The 15,077-nt window shown below is 72.5% G+C and carries 16 protein-coding genes; 10 read left to right on the top strand and 6 right to left on the bottom strand.

Annotated features, from left to right (window positions below; genetic code table 11):
* Positions 1-572 (bottom strand): lysozyme family protein (locus tag AB4880_RS07325; protein ID WP_496559909.1); only part of this gene is annotated, 572 nt, incomplete at its 3' end.
* Between the two features lie 258 nt (positions 573-830).
* Between AB4880_RS07325 and hemL the strand changes: the two genes are divergently transcribed.
* Genes hemL through ccsB form a run of 6 tightly spaced genes read left to right on the top strand, consistent with a single transcriptional unit; the run spans position 831 to position 6,812 of the window.
* Entirely contained in the window at positions 831-2,153 is a 1,323-nt protein-coding gene (hemL, locus tag AB4880_RS07320; RefSeq protein ID WP_367918556.1) for a glutamate-1-semialdehyde 2,1-aminomutase, read from the top strand.
* On the top strand, positions 2,150-2,845 hold the full coding sequence (locus AB4880_RS07315; RefSeq protein WP_367918555.1) for a histidine phosphatase family protein: 696 nt from the start codon (positions 2,150-2,152) through the stop codon (positions 2,843-2,845). The genes hemL and AB4880_RS07315 overlap by 4 nt, the downstream gene beginning before the upstream one ends.
* Positions 2,842-3,435 (top strand): TlpA family protein disulfide reductase, encoded by a 594-nt coding sequence (locus AB4880_RS07310; RefSeq protein ID WP_367918554.1) that lies wholly within the window; start codon positions 2,842-2,844, stop codon positions 3,433-3,435. The genes AB4880_RS07315 and AB4880_RS07310 overlap by 4 nt, the downstream gene beginning before the upstream one ends.
* The gene (locus AB4880_RS07305) at positions 3,428-4,189 is read left to right on the top strand and encodes a cytochrome c biogenesis CcdA family protein (protein WP_367918553.1); all 762 of its coding nucleotides are present in this window, start codon (positions 3,428-3,430) and stop codon (positions 4,187-4,189) included. Before AB4880_RS07310 ends, AB4880_RS07305 begins: the two co-directional genes overlap by 8 nt.
* Positions 4,186-5,793, top strand: a complete 1,608-nt coding sequence (gene resB, locus AB4880_RS07300) for a cytochrome c biogenesis protein ResB (protein WP_367918552.1) — start codon at positions 4,186-4,188, stop codon at positions 5,791-5,793. Before AB4880_RS07305 ends, resB begins: the two co-directional genes overlap by 4 nt.
* Complete coding sequence (gene ccsB / locus AB4880_RS07295) at positions 5,790-6,812, top strand: c-type cytochrome biogenesis protein CcsB (RefSeq protein WP_367918551.1); 1,023 nt, start codon at positions 5,790-5,792, stop codon at positions 6,810-6,812. The genes resB and ccsB overlap by 4 nt, the downstream gene beginning before the upstream one ends.
* A 104-nt stretch (positions 6,813-6,916) precedes the next feature.
* Here ccsB and AB4880_RS07290 read toward each other — a convergent pair whose 3' ends face one another.
* The gene (locus AB4880_RS07290; protein WP_367918550.1) at positions 6,917-7,150 is read right to left on the bottom strand and encodes a hypothetical protein; all 234 of its coding nucleotides are present in this window, start codon (positions 7,148-7,150) and stop codon (positions 6,917-6,919) included.
* 74 nt (positions 7,151-7,224) lie between these two features.
* Here AB4880_RS07290 and AB4880_RS07285 point away from each other — a divergent pair, with 74 nt between their 5' ends.
* Positions 7,225-7,491: a DUF4229 domain-containing protein gene (locus AB4880_RS07285; protein WP_367918549.1), complete on the top strand. Its 267-nt coding sequence runs from the start codon at positions 7,225-7,227 to the stop codon at positions 7,489-7,491.
* A gap of 79 nt (positions 7,492-7,570) precedes the next feature.
* On the opposite strand, the gene AB4880_RS07280 is transcribed toward AB4880_RS07285, so the two are convergent.
* The 4 genes from AB4880_RS07280 to AB4880_RS07265 all read right to left on the bottom strand — a co-directional run bounded on the left by AB4880_RS07280 (position 7,571) and on the right by AB4880_RS07265 (position 12,517).
* Positions 7,571-8,458 carry a 1,4-dihydroxy-2-naphthoate polyprenyltransferase gene (locus AB4880_RS07280; protein WP_367918548.1) on the bottom strand — a complete coding sequence of 296 codons (888 nt, stop codon included), beginning with the start codon at positions 8,456-8,458 and terminating at the stop codon, positions 7,571-7,573.
* An 11-nt stretch (positions 8,459-8,469) separates the two neighbouring features.
* Complete coding sequence (locus AB4880_RS07275; RefSeq protein WP_367918547.1) at positions 8,470-9,741, bottom strand: MFS transporter; 1,272 nt, start codon at positions 9,739-9,741, stop codon at positions 8,470-8,472.
* A gap of 13 nt (positions 9,742-9,754) precedes the next feature.
* Positions 9,755-11,077 (bottom strand): hypothetical protein, encoded by a 1,323-nt coding sequence (locus AB4880_RS07270; RefSeq protein WP_367918546.1) that lies wholly within the window; start codon positions 11,075-11,077, stop codon positions 9,755-9,757.
* Positions 11,078-11,203: 126 nt separating this feature from the next.
* A complete protein-coding gene (locus tag AB4880_RS07265; protein WP_367918545.1) occupies positions 11,204-12,517 on the bottom strand; it encodes an MFS transporter in 1,314 nt (437 codons plus the stop codon).
* A 79-nt stretch (positions 12,518-12,596) separates the two neighbouring features.
* Here AB4880_RS07265 and AB4880_RS07260 point away from each other — a divergent pair, with 79 nt between their 5' ends.
* From AB4880_RS07260 to AB4880_RS07250, 3 genes are all read left to right on the top strand, one after another.
* The gene (locus AB4880_RS07260; protein ID WP_367918544.1) at positions 12,597-13,616 is read left to right on the top strand and encodes an AMP-binding protein; all 1,020 of its coding nucleotides are present in this window, start codon (positions 12,597-12,599) and stop codon (positions 13,614-13,616) included.
* On the top strand, positions 13,613-14,563 hold the full coding sequence (locus AB4880_RS07255) for an o-succinylbenzoate synthase (protein ID WP_367918543.1): 951 nt from the start codon (positions 13,613-13,615) through the stop codon (positions 14,561-14,563). The genes AB4880_RS07260 and AB4880_RS07255 overlap by 4 nt, the downstream gene beginning before the upstream one ends.
* A partial coding sequence (locus tag AB4880_RS07250) for a thiamine pyrophosphate-binding protein (RefSeq protein ID WP_367918542.1) occupies positions 14,560-15,077 on the top strand: 518 nt, incomplete at its 3' end. The genes AB4880_RS07255 and AB4880_RS07250, both read left to right, overlap by 4 nt.

The following is a 15,077-nucleotide window of genomic DNA, read 5'->3' as shown; positions in this document are numbered from 1 at the left end:
TGCCAGGTCGACGGGATGAACTGCATCGGGCCGACGGCGCGGTCCCACTGCGTGTCCTTGTCGTAGACGCCGGCGTCGGTGTCGGAGATCGCCTTGGTGCCCTTCTTGCCGTCGAGCGCCGGGCCGTAGATGCCCGGGGTCGCCACGCCGTCGTCGTTGAGGACGTTGCCCCCGACGCGACCGTGGTCGGACTCGACGCGGCCGATGGCGGCGATGAGCTGCCAGGTGATGTTGCAGGACTCGTCGGCGGAGTTGATCACCGTCTCGGCCCGCTGGTAGGCCGCCAGGGCGGCCGCCGGGATCGCGTTGGTGGTCGACGCGGAGATGATGCCCGCCTCGTTGCCGTCGGTGAGCCCGTCGACGGAGGCCGGGTCGGACAGGCTGGCCGGGTCGTCGATGGACTCCTCCGGCACGCTGGTGCCGTCGGTGACCTGACCGGGCGTGTCCGCGGCCGCGGTGGGCGCGCTCACGCCGCCGATGCCGGCGACCGAGGCGGTCCAGGCTGCGGACAGCAGAGCGAGCGGAATGATGGTGGCGGCGCGTTGCAGCCGTCCCAGACGCTTCCTCGACATGTCGTTGTTTCTCTCCCCATGGCCACGTGGCCGTCTCGCGTGGACCGCTCCCTCAGCGCCCACCTCTACGTCGGGCGCTCTGTGACGACCACCGGGGGTGACCGTCACGTCGGCGCGACACTTGGCCAACGAATCGTGACATACCGGAGTTACGGGTGTCACACGTTCCGAGGAACAACGTGACCTGCGTGATATGTGCGGGCGGCCCAAGCGCCCCGCGATGGGGGTCGATTAGGCCTCATCGGCGACAATGGCGCGGTGCCCGAACCCCTGACCTCCGGCTCCGAGGCGCTCTTCGCCCGAGCCCGTGCCGTGACGCCGGGCGGCGTCAACTCCCCGGTCCGCGCGTTCAACGCCGTCGGCGGCACCCCGCGCTTCATCCGTGAGGCCACGGGACCGTGGCTGACCGACGTCGACGGCAACACCTACGTCGACCTGATCTGCTCCTGGGGCCCGATGCTCCTCGGCCACGCCCACCCGGCCGTGGTCGAGGCCGTCCAGCGTGCGGTGACCCGCGGTACGTCGTACGGGACGCCGACCGAGGGCGAGGTCGCGCTGGTCGAGGCGATCGTCGCGCGCACCCCCGTCGAGCGGCTGCGCCTGGTCTCCTCCGGCACCGAGGCCACCATGTCGGCGATCCGGCTCGCCCGCGGCTTCACCGGCCGCGACGTGGTCGTGAAGTTCGCCGGCTGCTACCACGGCCACGTCGACTCGCTGCTCGCCGCGGCGGGCTCGGGCCTGACCACCTTCTCCATCCCCGGCACCCCGGGCGTGCCGGCCAGCTCCACCGAGCTGACCCTGGTGCTGCCCTACAACGACCGCGCGGCGGTCGCCGCGGCCTTCGCCGAGCACGGCGACCGGATCGCGTGCCTGATCACCGAGGCGGCGCCGGGCAACATGGGCGTCGTCCCGCCCGCGCCTGGCTTCAACGCCTTCCTCGCCGAGACCTGCCGCGCCCACGGCGCGCTGTTCATCAGCGACGAGGTGATGACCGGCTTCCGCGTGTCCGAGGCCGGCCAGTGGGGCACCGACGGCGCCGTCGAGGGCTGGGTCCCCGACCTGATGACCTTCGGCAAGGTGATGGGCGGCGGCTTCCCGGCCGCGGCCTTCGGCGGCCGCGCCGACGTGATGCACCACCTCGCGCCCGAGGGCCCGGTCTACCAGGCCGGCACCCTGTCCGGTAACCCGATCGCGACCGCCGCCGGCCTCGCCACGCTCGAGGCGGCCGACGAGGCCGTCTACGCCCGCATCGGCGTGGTCGCCGACGCGCTGCGCGCCGGTGTCGCCGAGAGCTTCACCGCGGCCGGCCTGCCCCACGTCATCCAGTCGACCGGCTCGATGTTCTCGGTGTTCTTCACCGAGCAGCCGGTGACCGACTTCGCCGAGGCGCAGCAGACCGACGTCGCCGCCTACGGCGCCCTCTTCCACGCCATGCTCGACCAGGGCGTCCACCTGCCGCCGTCGGCCTTCGAGGCCTGGTTCGTGTCGTCCTCCCACGACGACCGCGCGGTCCAGCAGGTGCTCGACGCGCTGCCCGCCGCGGCCGCCGCGGCCGCCAAGGCGCTCGGGACGGCGAAGTGAGCACGCCGGACACCGTCGTCCACCTGGTCCGCCACGGCGAGGTCCACAACCCGCAGGGCATCCTCTACGGACGCCGCGACGGCTTCCACCTCTCCACCCGCGGCCGGGCGATGGCCGACCGGGTCGCCGAGGCGCTCAAGGGCAACGACATCACCGTCCTGCGCTCCTCGCCGCTGGAGCGCGCGCAGGAGACGGCCGCGCCGCTCGCCGCCGCGCTCGGCCTCGAGGTCGGCCTCGAGCCGCGTGTGATCGAGTCGGAGAACCGGTTCGAGGGGCTGACCTTCGGCAAGGGCAACAACGCGCTGCGCAACCCGCTGCTGTGGCGCCACCTCTACAACCCGCTCAAGCCGTCGTGGGGCGAGCCCTACAAGGTGATCGTCGAGCGGATGATGGCCGCCGTCCACGACGCCCGCCGCGCCGCCGCCGGCCACGAGGCCGTCCTGGTCTCCCACCAGCTGCCGATCTGGACCACCCGCCTCAGCGTCGAGGGCCGCTCGTTCCTGCACGACCCGCGCAAGCGCCAGTGCACGCTGTGCTCGATCACCTCGTTCGGATTCGTGGGCGAGGAGATCGTCCAGGTCTCCTACGACGAGCCGGCCATCGACCTGATCCCGACCGGCGACATCGCGGCGCCCTTCTCGGCCGGTGACGCGCCCGAGGAGAACAAGCCCGAGGGGACGCCTCCGGCATGATCCGCGTTCCCCGCGCCGTCCGCGCCGCGACGCTGCTCGGCGTCGTCCTGCTGGCCACCGCGTGCTCCAAGATCGACGGCACCGGCGACCTCAACTACGTCAAGGGCGACGGCCAGGTGGTCGAGGTGGCGAAGGCCGACCGGCAGAAGCCGGTCGACATCGCCGGTACGACGCTCCAGGGGAACAAGCTCGACCTCGCGACGCTGCGCGGCAAGGTCGTCGTCCTCAACGTGTGGTGGTCCGGGTGCGGGCCCTGCCGCGCCGAGATGCCGATGCTGGTCCGGGCCGAGAAGGAGCTCGGCAAGGGCACGACCGCGGGAAAGGTCGCCTTCGTCGGCATCAACATCCGCGACCTGGCGCCCGAGAACGCGGCCGCCTTCGAGCGCGACCGCGGCGTCGACTATCCCTCGCTCTACGACCCCTCCAGCGAGACGCTGCTGAAGATGGGGCGCTACGCGCCGTACGCGCCGCCGGCGACGCTGGTGCTCGACCGCACCGGCCGGGTCGCGGCGCTGATCAACGGGCCGGTCCCGTCCCAGGGGACGCTGACCACCCTCGTCGAGGACACCCTGGCGGAGTCCGATGGTTGAGTGGTTCCAGGAGCAGGCGGTGGCCGGCTCCCTCGGCCTCGCCGTGCCGGTCGCGATGATCGCCGGGCTGGTCTCCTTCTTCTCCCCGTGCGTGCTGCCGCTGCTCCCCGGCTACCTCTCCTACGCCACCGGCCTGTCCGGCGCCGACCTGGCCGCCGGTGAGGCGAGCCGCCGCCGCGGCCGGATGCTGCTCGGCTCGGTGCTCTTCGTGCTCGGCTTCGCGGTCGTCTTCGTGCTCATGGGCGCCGCCTTCGGCTCGCTCGGGCCGTCGCTGCGCCGCTGGAGCACCGAGATCCAGATGGGCCTCGGCCTGCTGCTCGTCGTGCTCGGCCTGGTCTTCGCCGGCGTCGTCCCGTGGCTGCAGCGCGACGTGCGGATCCACAAGATCCCGTCGGTCGGCCTCGGCGCCGCGCCGCTCATCGGCGCGCTCTTCGCGATCGGCTGGACGCCCTGCGTCGGCCCCACGTACGGCGCCATCGCGGCGCTCACCTTCTCCGACGCGACGGCCATGCGCGGAGCGCTGCTGTCGCTGTTCTATGCGCTCGGGCTCGGGATTCCGTTCATCGTCGCCGGCCTGGCCTACCGCCGGATGCTCGCCGTCACCGGCTTCGTGCGGCGTCACCAGAAGTGGGTCATGCGCATCGGCGGCGCCTTCCTCATCGTGATCGGCGTCCTGATGTTCACCGGCTGGTGGAACCACATCGTCCAGTGGCTGCAGCTGCAGCTGGTCCAGAGCTTCGAGGTGTCACTGTGACCACCACGTCCGAGGAGCGCGCCGACAAGGAGCGCAGGGGCGACGAGCGTCGTCCGGGCGAGCTCAACGCCCGCGAGCTCGGTCGCTGGGTGTGGCGCCAGCTCACCTCGATGCGCACCGCGCTGATGCTGCTCCTGCTGCTCGCGCTGGCGGCCATCCCGGGCTCGGTCATCCCGCAGGAGGACGTCGACTCGCTCGCCGTCACCCGCTGGAAGACCGACCACCCCAAGCTGGCGCCCTGGTACGAGAAGCTCGACCTGTTCTCGGTCTACAGCTCGCCGTGGTTCTCCGCGGTCTACCTGCTGCTCGTGCTGTCGCTGGTCGGCTGCATCGTCCCGCGGCTGCTCGTCTACTACCGCGGCATGCGCGCCCAGCCGCCCGCCGCGCCGCGCCACCTGAGCCGGATGCCCGTGCAGGCGTCGTACTCGACGACGTTGAGCGCCGACGAGGTCCTCGCCCACGCCCGCACCGTGCTCGGCCGGCGCCACCGGCTGCGCAAGGCCGGCGACGGCGACGACTACGTGGCCGCCGAGCGCGGCTACCTCCGCGAGGCCGGCAACCTGGTCTTCCACCTGTCGCTGCTGATCGTGCTGGCGGGCGTCGCGATGGGCGGCCTGTGGGGCTACCAGGGCGGCGTGATCATCGTCGAGGGCAAGTCGTTCAGCAACAACCTGACGCAGTACGACGACTTCAAGCCCGGCGGGCTGTTCCGGCAGGACCAGATGGCGGACTTCCGGTTCACCGTCGACAAGTTCTCGGTGAGCTGGCTCAAGAGCGGGCCCAAGGCCGGCCAGGCGCGGGAGTTCGACGCCGCGCTGTCGTACCGGATCGGGGAGGGCCCGACCAAGAAGTACGACCTGCGGGTCAACCACCCGCTCAAGCTCGACGGCACCGACGTCTTCCTCATCGGCCACGGCTACGCGCCGGTCATCACCGTGCGCGACAGCAAGGGCCAGGTCGTCACCACCGGGCCGACGGTCTTCCTGCCGCAGGACGCCAGCTTCTTGTCGTACGGCGTCGTCAAGGCGCAGGCGGCGTCGCCCCAGCTCGGCTTCGACGGCTTCTTCTACCCGACCTTCGACATGGTCAACGGCAACCCGGTCACCGTCTTCGGCGACGACCTGCTGCCCACCCTGTCGATGCTCGCCTGGACCGGCGACCTCGGCTACGACAACGGCGCCTCGCAGTCGGTCTACGTGCTCGACAAGGCGAAGGCGACCCAGGTCAAGAAGAAGGACGGCAAGCCGTTCCGCCTCGACCTCCAGGTCGGCGACACGGTCAAGCTGCCCGACGGGCTCGGCTCGGTCACCTTCGACGGCGTCCAGCCGTGGATCCGGGTGCAGATCAGCCAGACGCCCGGCAAGGAGATCGCCCTGATCGGCGTCATCCTGGCGCTCATCGGGCTGTGCGCCTCGCTGTTCATCCGGCCGCGCCGGGTGTGGGTGCGGGCGGTCCCGGCGGACGCCGTACCGGGGGCAGAGGGCACAATGAACGGAACCGGCGAGACTCGGGTCGAGATCGCCGTACTCGATCGCTCGGGCAACGGCGATATGGACGAGGTCCTCGCCGGCCTGCTCGCGCAACTGCAGGAGGCACGTCAGTGAGCAATACCGCGTGGGAGTCGCTGAGCAACCAGGCCGTCGCGATGGCCGGTGTCGTCTACTTCATCGCCCTGCTGGTCCACCTGGCCGAGTGGGCGTCGCTGCGCCAGCCGGCCGGCGACCGCGAGCTCGTCGCCGCGGGCGGCGCGGAGACGCCGGCCACGACCGGCGCGCCCGACGCGGAGGCGCGGAGCGCCCGGGTGGCCTTCCTGGGCCGGCTCGGCTTCCTGCTCACCGTGATCGCGTGCGCCGTCCACTTCGTGGCGCTCGTGGGCCGGGGCATGGCCGCCGACCCCAACCGGGTGCCGTGGGGCAATATGTACGAGTTCACGCTGACCGGCTCGTTCGTCGTCGCCTTCCTGTACGTCGTGCTGTACAAGAAGTTCGGCCTCGGCTGGATGGGCCCGATCGTGGTCGGCTTCGTCGTCGCGATGCTGATGATCGCCGTCATCTGGCTGCACGACCGGGTCGCGCCGCTCACCGAGGCGCTCAACTCGCCGTGGCTCGTCATCCACGTGGTCTCCGCGATCATCGCCACCGGCGCGTTCACCATCGGCGGCATCACCTCGGTCATGTACCTGGTCCGGATGCGCGCCGAGCGCCGCGCCGCGGCCGCCGAGCGCGAGCTGACCGGCTGGCTGGCCCGGGTGCCCACGCTGCCCGCCCTCGACCGCCTCGCCTACCGGGTGCACGCCTTCGGCTTCCCGGTCTGGACGTTCGCCGTCCTCATCACCGGCCCGATCTGGGCGCACGAGGCCTGGTCCCGCTACTGGAACTGGGACCCCAAGGAGGTCTGGGCGTTCATCACCTGGGTCGTCTACGCCGGCTACCTGCACGCCCGCGCCACGGCCGGCTGGAAGGGCCGCAAGGCGGCGATGCTCGCGCTGCTCGGCCTCGGCACCCTGTGGTTCAACTTCATCGGGATCAACTACTTCTCGACCACCAGTCAGCACTCCTACGCCTCGCTCGAGCGCGTGGTCGACACGCAGGTCGGCGTGGTCGGACTGCTGCACCGCTCCTGAGGCGGGATCTGCCACGGCCGGGTCGGCGTCTCACCCGGCAGATCGGTCGGGGTTTCGGGCGATGGCAGGACGGAGATGCCGGGTGAGACGCACACCCCGGTGACTCAGGAGTCGGCAGGCGGCTCCGGCGGAGGCCGGTGCCGCTCCTGCTGGCGCCGCTTCCACTCCAGATCGGCCAGGAACGCATCGTCGTCGTCCGGCGCCTTGGGCCGGGCCGGCGGGCGCGGCCGCGAGGGCCGGCGCGGGGTCTGCGGGCCTCCGAGCCCGCGGTCCTGCATCCAGCGGACCGCGAGGTAGGTCGCGGCCGCGAAGACGAGGACGACGAGCAGCAGCTTCACCCTTCCAGGGTAGGCGCACCCCGGTGACCTGTCCCGATGCTGGCGACGCCGGTGCCCCCACCTACCCTGGATGGGTGAAGGAGTTCTGGATCTACACGGCGCTGCGCGTCGGCCTGTTCCTCGGCGCGCTGCTCATCGTGTTCGGCATCTGGTCGGTCTTCGCCGACTCGGTGCCGCTGGTGTGGGCCGTCGTCATCGCGTTCGTGGTGAGCGGCGTCCTGTCGTACACGCTGCTCGAGCGGCAGCGCAGCGCGTTCGCGGTCAAGGTCGAGAAGCGGGCGGGCCGGATCTCCGAGAAGTACGAGGCGATGCGCTCGAAGGAAGACGACGACGAGGCGTGACCCCGATGGCGCGAGCGCGTCGCTCGTTCCTCGCGCCCTACGCCTCCTCGACCGGCGTTCCCGCCGCAGCCTCGGCTGCTCAGACTCCCGCGACGACCAGGCCGACCCCGGCCAGCACCGCCCAGACCAGCTCGGCCACCCCGGTCTTCTGCAGCACCGGGATCAGCGCCGGCCCCTGCGCGCCGCCCAGCACGATCCGCGCGGCCGCGCCGCCGGGCAGCAGGAAGCCCAGGCCGAGCAGCGCCCACCACGACGTGAGCGCCGCGAGGACGACGACCGCGGCCGCCGACGCCGCCACCAGGACGGCGTAGAAGCGGCGGGTGTTGGGGTCGCCGAGGCGGACGGCGAGGGTCATCTTGCCGGCGACCCGGTCGGTGGGGATGTCGCGCAGGTTGTTGGCGACCAGGATCGCGCAGGCGAGCGCGCCGACGCCGGTGCCGGCGGCGACCGCGGCCCAGCCCGAGGTGCCCCAGTCCTGGGTCTGCACCCAGGTGGTGCCGACGACGGCGACCAGGCCGAAGAAGACGAACACCATGACCTCGCCCAGGCCGAGGTAGCCGTAGGGCTTCTTGCCGCCGGTGTAGTACCAGGCGGCGAGGACACTCAGCGCGCCGACGAGCACCAGCCACCACGAGGTGGTGGCGGCGAGGACCAGGCCGGCGACGGCGGCGACGCCGAAGGAGACGAAGGCCGCCCGCTTCACCGCGGCGGGCGAGGCCAGGCCGGAGCCGACCAGGCGCAGCGGGCCGACCCGGTCGTCGTCGGTGCCGCGGATGCCGTCGGAGTAGTCGTTGGCGTAGTTGACGCCGACCTGGAGGGCCAGGCTCACGACCGCGGCGAGCAGCGCCTTCCACCACACGCCCTGGTCGGCGTAGACGGCGACGGCGGTGCCGACGAGCACCGGCGCGACCGCCGCGGGGAGGGTGCGGACTCGGGCGCCGGCGATCCAGTGCGCTGCAGTAGCCATGATCGAACGATTCAAGCAGGTTGGGCGGACGTCGCGCCCATCCGGGTCAGGTGCCGCTCGGCGGCGCGCGCGGACGGGTGGATGGCGATCGCGGCGACGAGCACGATGCCGGCGATGACGAACCAGCCGGGCGTGCCCCACTCCATCGCCAGGTAGGTGTACGCCGCCGGCGCCCAGACCGTGCCGAGGGTGTAGCCGAGCTGGGAGACGCCCTGGTACTCGCCGCGGCGCGCGGGGTCGGCCAGCTCGGCCTGCAGGCCCCATTCGCCGGCGGACTGGAAGAGCTCGGCGCCGGTCACCGTCACGTGGCCGATCCAGACCAGCGCGATGGTCACCCAGCCGACGGTGTCGTGGGTGACGAGCACGATCGCGCACGAGAGCATGAAGAAGAAGGCGCCCCGGCGCTGGGCGCGCAGCGAGTCGGCGACGGTGGTGATGCCGCGGGCGGCCGCGACCTGGAGCAGCACGGCCATCACCGTGTTGGTGCCGAACAGCCAGGCGAGCAGCACCCGCGGCGCGTCGGTCTCCTCGACCAGCCACAGCGGGATCACCACGTTGAGCAGCACCTGGTGGGTGCCGAGGATGCCGCCGAAGACGGACATCGCGACATAGCCCTTGTTGCGCAGCGCGCTGCGCTTGTCGCCGGCCTCCTCGAGTGCCTCGGCCAACGGCGCCTCCTCGGCATGATGGACGACGGCGGGCAGCCGGGCCACGAGCGCCGCATTGCACAGCAGCAGGAGGGCGGTCGCCACCGGCACCGCGCGGATCACGCCGTCGTCATTGGTCGCCAGCGCGACACCGGCGAGCAGCGCACCGAGGGTGTAGCCGACATTGCGGGCGGCGCGGAAGTAGGCGTTCGACGAGACCCGCTCCTCGCGCGGGAAGACGTCGAAGCGGTAGGCGTTGCGGGCGGACCGGCTCGCCGAGGAGACGTTCTCGAGCAGGATGGTCAGCGCGATGAACGCGATCAGCCCGCCGACGGCCAGCCAGGCGAGGTAGACGAGCGCCTCGACGAGGGACGCGATCGCCCACACCCGGCGGGCGCCGTAGCGGTCGCTGAGCTTGCCGAGCGGCACCGCCAGCAGGAAGGTGACGAGCCCGCCGATGGAGAGGCCGAGACCGACCTGCGCGGCCGAGAGCCCCACGATCTGGGTGAAGAAGACCGCGCTCCCGGTGAGGAAGACGCCGTCGCCGAAGGCGGAGAGGACCGACTGCGACGACAGGCGGCGGACGAGCGGGGTGGGACCGGCAAGACGGGCGATGCGCCCCGAGAGGTGAGCCATGAGGTGAGGAAATCTACGCCTGCTCGTAGTGCCGTGCGTCGGTGGTGTACTCGGGGTTGCCCCAGGTCGCCAGCCGCTTGCGGAGCAGCCGCGTGACGTAGGCGTCGACGGCCCCCTGGAGCGCCGGACGGCGAGCGGCCGCCGTGGCCAGCGCGAAGCGCCCGATGATGAACGGCGACGTGACCGCGACCCGGAGGACGTCGGCGCGGCTCAGCGTCACGCCCATCCGCGTCGCACGCTCGGTCTCGCCGCCGCAGAAGCCCTTGACGAAGAACGTCTTGCTCCAGCTTCGTTCGACGGAGTCGGCAGCGCGGTCGAACCACGACCGGGTCGGGCGCAGGTAGGCGTCCATCGTGCTCTTCACCAGCGCCCCGCAGGTCGCGTCGTCGAAGTCGTCGCGGAGCAGCGCGCCACGGGCGTGGAAGACGTGGCGGATGCCCTCGGCGGTGGTCGGCAGCAGCTCCTCGGGCAGCCCGAGCAGGAAGCAGCGGAACCGGCAGGTCTCGAGGATCGCCCGCTCGCGCGCGGTGAACTCGGTGCGGCCCTGGCGCTTGAGGGTCATGGCGAGGACGTACATGTTGATCAGCCCGGCCGGCATCTGGTCGACCTGGGGGACGGGGACGCCGTAGACGTCGAGGTCCCAGCGGTCGGAGCGCTTGAGCGCGTTGTAGCGGACCATCGAGTGCATCAGCCGCACCATCGCCGCCGACTCGAAGCCGACGCCGAAGCGGTCGAGCGCGTGGGGCAGCGTGGTCTCGGCGAAGAAGGACGCCGTCTCGTTGACGCGGACGGCGGCGCGGCGCCCCGACAGCGCGCCGGTCAGCGCCATCGGCAGCGCGGCATAGGTGTTGAGGAAGGTGCCGAGGAAGGCGCCGCGGGTGATGAACGGCGAGAACAGCGCGCCGCCGATGCGCAGGTGTCGGGCGCCCTCCTCGACCAGCGCGCGGTCGACCCAGGCGGGGGTCGCCTCCATGGCGGCGATGAGCGCGCGCAGCTCGGCGGGCGCGTCGGGCACCGCGTCGACACCCTCGCGGCAGGCCTGGCGGAGCATGGCGATCAGCCCCGGCACGCCGTACGTCGGCACGAGCGCGGCGTAGGGGTCGGCGACGACGTCGCCGAGCATGGTCGCGGTCGAGATCAGCTCGACGGTGCGCTCGTCGGCGAGGATCGGCTCGCGCGGCGCCACCCAGGCGGGGAGCGCGGACCGGACGTCGGGGTCGGTGGTGAGCCGGTAGGGCAGGCGGTCGAAGTCGACGTCGCCGTAGAGCTCGGGTTGGAGCACGCGTTGGCTGCGGACCCGCTCGGCGAGCTCGGGGAAGTAGTGCTGCGTCAGCATCGGACCTCGACTTTCGATCGTCCTCCTCAACTGACAGCCTGTGCTGACAGGCTGTCAAGGGTGAGCCGGCAACCGGGCCCGCGCCTTCGGATGAGCGGCGGCGAGCGGCGGCTGCGGTGGCTCGGCTCAGACGGGCTCGGGCGCCGCGGAGGGCACCGGCTCCTCCTCGAGCCCCCAGGTACGCCGTCCGAACGCCTGCGCCATCCGCACCGACGGCCCCAGCGCCGCCGCCGCGACCACGATGATGCCGCCGATGACCAGCCAGCCGGCGTCGCCCCACGAGAGCGCGAGGAAGGTGTAGAGCGCCGGCGCCCAGCGGCCGCCGAGCGCGCTGAAGACCTCGCGGACGCCCTGGTACTCACCCCGCCGCTGCGGGTCCATCAGCTCGGCCTGGAACGCCCAGCCGGCCGCCGACAGGGCGAGCTCGGCGCCGGTCACGGTGACATGGCCGAGCCAGACGAGCAGGACGGTGATCAGGCCGACCGTCGAGTGCGTGGCCATCGTGATCAGGCACGAGACCACGAAGAAGCCGGCCGAGAACCAGATGAAGCGCATCGCGTCGCGCATCGTCCGCACCCCGCGTGAGGTGTACGCCGGCAGGAAGATGCACAGCACCGTGTTGGTGCCGAACAGCCACGCCAGCAGCACGTGCGGAGCGTCGGTGGCCTCGACCAGCCAGAGCGGGATGACGATATTGAGCAGCACCTGGTTGGTCCACATGGTGCCGACGAAGAAGGACACCAGGATCCAGCCCGGGTTGCGCATCGGGCCGGGCCCGGTCGGCCTCACTCGGGCCTCGCCGCTCGCGACCCGCAGGTCGTGCGGCGCGGCGGGCAGCCGGGTGATCCAGTAGGCGTTGGCGAGCAGCAGCGCGGCCGTGAAGAGCGGCGTCCAGCGGATCACGGTCAGGCTGTCGAAGGCGAGCGCGACGCCGCCGATGATGGCGCCGAGGGTGAAGCCGACGTTGAGCGAGGAGTACATGTACGCCTGCGTCTCGACCCGCTCCTTCGCCGGCAGCACGTCGAGCACGTAGGCGTTGCGCGCGGCCGTGCCGGAGGAGTCGAAGGCGGCGAAGACGACCGCCACCACGACGTACTCGCCGAAGCCGCTGACGAAGGGCAGCGCCACGAAGCAGGCGACCCGCCCGAGGTTGCTGAGCGCCCACATCCGCCGCGGCCCGAACCGGTCGACGATCCGCCCGCAGGGATAGGCGAGCAGGAACTCGGCGATGCCGGCGATGGTGATCGCCAGGCCGACCTTGGCCGCCGACATCCCGACCACCTGGGTCAGGAAGACCGCGCTGCCGGTGTTGAACGCGCCGTCGCCGGTGGAGAACAGGACCGACTGGGTCGCGAGCCGGCGGGACAGTGGCGTGGGCGGGATCAGGCGGCGAAGGGCAGCGGGCAGCGCCGCTCCCCGGCCCGAGACGGGAGTGCTCATCCCTGTCATTGTCATGGGGACCGCAACCGGTTTTCGGGCGGTCCGCGGGGGCGAAGCCCCCGTGTGTAGCGTCTGTCAGGTGGATTTCTGGACGGTGCGCGGTGAGCCCGGCGATGTGGTCGAGCGGCTCCGGCGCTGGCTGTCCGCGACCGACGGCGAGGACGTGCCGGGACTGGTCGTCGAGACGTCCGGGTCGACCGGTGCGCCCAAGCGCGTGCTGCTCACGCGCGCGGCGCTGCTCGCGTCGGTGCGGGCCTCCGCCGACCGGCTCGGCGCGAGCGGCCCGTGGGTGCTCACCCTGCCGCCGACGTACGTCGCCGGGGTGCAGGTGCTCGCCCGCTCGCTGGTCGCGGGCCACACGCCGACGCTCCTCGAGCGCGACGGCTGGCCCGACGGCGAGGGCTGGTTCGTGTCGCTGGTGCCGACCCAGCTCACCCGGATGCTGTCCGATCCGACCGACCTCGCGGCACTCCGGCGCGCGCACACGGTGCTCCTCGGCGGCGGGCCGATCGGGGCGGCGCTGCGGGCGCGTGCGGAGGAGGCGGGGGTCCGGGTCGTGGCGACGTACGGCTCGGCGGAGACCGCCGGTGGCTGCGTCTACGACGGCCACCCGCTCGACCGGGTCGCGGTCGCACTGGGGGAGGGCGGTCGGATCCGGCTCGCCGGCCCCACCCTGTTCACCCAGTACGTCGGGCAGCCCGAGCTCACCCGCGAGGTGCTGGTCGACGGCTGGTTCCTCACCTCCGACGCCGGCCGGATCGACGAGGACGGCCGGCTCGTCGTGCTCGGCCGGGTCGACGACGTGATCGTCTCCGGCGGGCTGAACGTGCCCGGGCCGGCGGTGGCGGAGCGGCTGCGCGCGCATCCGGCCGTGGCCGCGGCGGAGGTGCTGGGCGTCGAGGATCCGGAGTGGGGCAACCGCGTCGTCGCCTTCGTCGTGGGCGAGGCGAGCCTCGACGAGCTGCGGGACTGGGTGGCGGAGGCTCACGACCGGGCCTGGGCGCCGCGCCAGCTGGTCCGGCTCGACGCGATCCCGCTGCTGCCCAACGGCAAGCCCGATCGCCAGGCGCTGCGAGCGAGGGCGGAGGAGGCGCGATGAGGGTCGTCTCGATCCCGATGCGGACCCGGTTCCGCGGGATCACGGTCCGGGAGGCGGTGCTCGTCGAGGGGCCGGCCGGGTGGGGTGAGTGGAGCCCGTTCCTGGAGTACCCCGCCGACGTCGCCGAGCCCTGGCTGCGCTGCGCCGAGGAGGCCGCCTCCGGGCGGTGGCCCGCGCCCGTGCGGGACGTCGTACCGGTCAATGTCACCGTGCCCGCGGTCGACGCCGAGCGCGCCTTCCGGATCACGCGCGCCGGCGGCTGCCGCACCGCGAAGGTCAAGGTCGCCGAGCCCGGCCAGACGCTCGCCGAGGCCGAGGAACGGCTGGCGGCGGTCCGCGACGCGCTCGGCCCCGACGGCCGGATCCGGGTCGACGCCAACGGCGGCTGGTCGGTCGACGAGGCGGTCCACGCGATCGGCCGGCTCGACCGGACCGCCAGCGGCCTGGAGTACGTCGAGCAGCCGACGGCGTCGGTCGAGGACCTGGCGCTGGTCCGGCGGCGGGTCGACGTGCCGATCGCGGCCGACGAGTCGATCCGCCGCGCCGAGGACCCCTACCGGGTGCGCGACCTCGAGGCCGCCGACATCGCCGTCCTCAAGGTGCAGCCGCTCGGAGGCGTTCGCGCCTGCCTCGAGATCGCCGAGCGGATCGGGCTTCCGGTCGTCGTGTCGAGCGCGCTGGAGACGTCGGTCGGCATCGCGGCGGGCGTGGCGCTGGCCGCCGCGCTGCCCGAGCTGCCGTACGCCTGCGGGCTCGCGACCGTCCAGCTGCTCACCGCCGACGTCGTCGACGACTCGCTGCTGCCGGTCGACGGCGCGTTGCCCGTACGACGTCCGGTGGTCGACCCCGTCGCGCTCGACCGGGTCGCCGCGGCGCCCGACCGCGTCGCCCACTGGGAGGCCAGGCTCGCCGAGGTGCGCGCGCTGCGGAAGGATCTGGGCTCATGACCGACTCCTCCGCCGCGCTCGCGGACGCCCTCATCGCCTGGCTCGGCCGCGCGGGGGTGACGGAGGTCGTCGTCGCGCCGGGCTCGCGCAACGCACCGCTCGCGATGGCGCTGTGGGCCGCCGCCCAGCAGGACGGCGGCCCGCGGCTGCACACCCGGATCGACGAGCGCACGGCCGCCTTCCTCGGGCTGGGGCTGACCAAGTCCGGCGCGCGGGCCGCCGTCCTCACGACGTCGGGCACCGCGGTCGCCAACCTGCACCCCGCCGTCCTCGAGGCGGTCCACGCGGGCGTGGGGCTGATCGTCGTCTCCGCCGACCGGCCGGCCCGGCTGCGTGGCACCGGCGCCAACCAGACCACCGACCAGGTCGGGATCTTCGGCGGGCTGGTGACCACCCACGACATCGACACGGTCGCCCAGCTCGACGCGGTCGCAGCCCCGTGGGACTCGGTCGTGCATCTCAACGTCCAGCTCGACACCCCCCTCGTGCCGGATGTCCCCGTCGTACCGGACGT

Origin of the sequence: Nocardioides ginsengisoli (genome assembly GCF_039537225.1) — a bacterium.
Taxonomy (GTDB): domain Bacteria; phylum Actinomycetota; class Actinomycetes; order Propionibacteriales; family Nocardioidaceae; genus Nocardioides; species Nocardioides ginsengisoli.
The sequence above is the reverse complement of the archived record's forward strand: the minus strand, read 5'-3'. Positions and strand labels throughout refer to the sequence as shown.

Coding starts and splice junctions, on each gene's coding strand:
- AB4880_RS07310 (WP_367918554.1), top strand. CDS start 2,842: ATGATCCGCGTTCCCCGCGCCGTCCGCGCCGCGACGCTGCTCGGCGTC.
- AB4880_RS07275 (WP_367918547.1), bottom strand. CDS start 9,741: ATGGCTCACCTCTCGGGGCGCATCGCCCGTCTTGCCGGTCCCACCCCG.
- AB4880_RS07280 (WP_367918548.1), bottom strand. CDS start 8,458: ATGGCTACTGCAGCGCACTGGATCGCCGGCGCCCGAGTCCGCACCCTC.
- AB4880_RS07265 (WP_367918545.1), bottom strand. CDS start 12,517: ATGAGCACTCCCGTCTCGGGCCGGGGAGCGGCGCTGCCCGCTGCCCTT.
- AB4880_RS07255 (WP_367918543.1), top strand. CDS start 13,613: ATGAGGGTCGTCTCGATCCCGATGCGGACCCGGTTCCGCGGGATCACG.
- AB4880_RS07270 (WP_367918546.1), bottom strand. CDS start 11,077: ATGCTGACGCAGCACTACTTCCCCGAGCTCGCCGAGCGGGTCCGCAGC.
- AB4880_RS07305 (WP_367918553.1), top strand. CDS start 3,428: ATGGTTGAGTGGTTCCAGGAGCAGGCGGTGGCCGGCTCCCTCGGCCTC.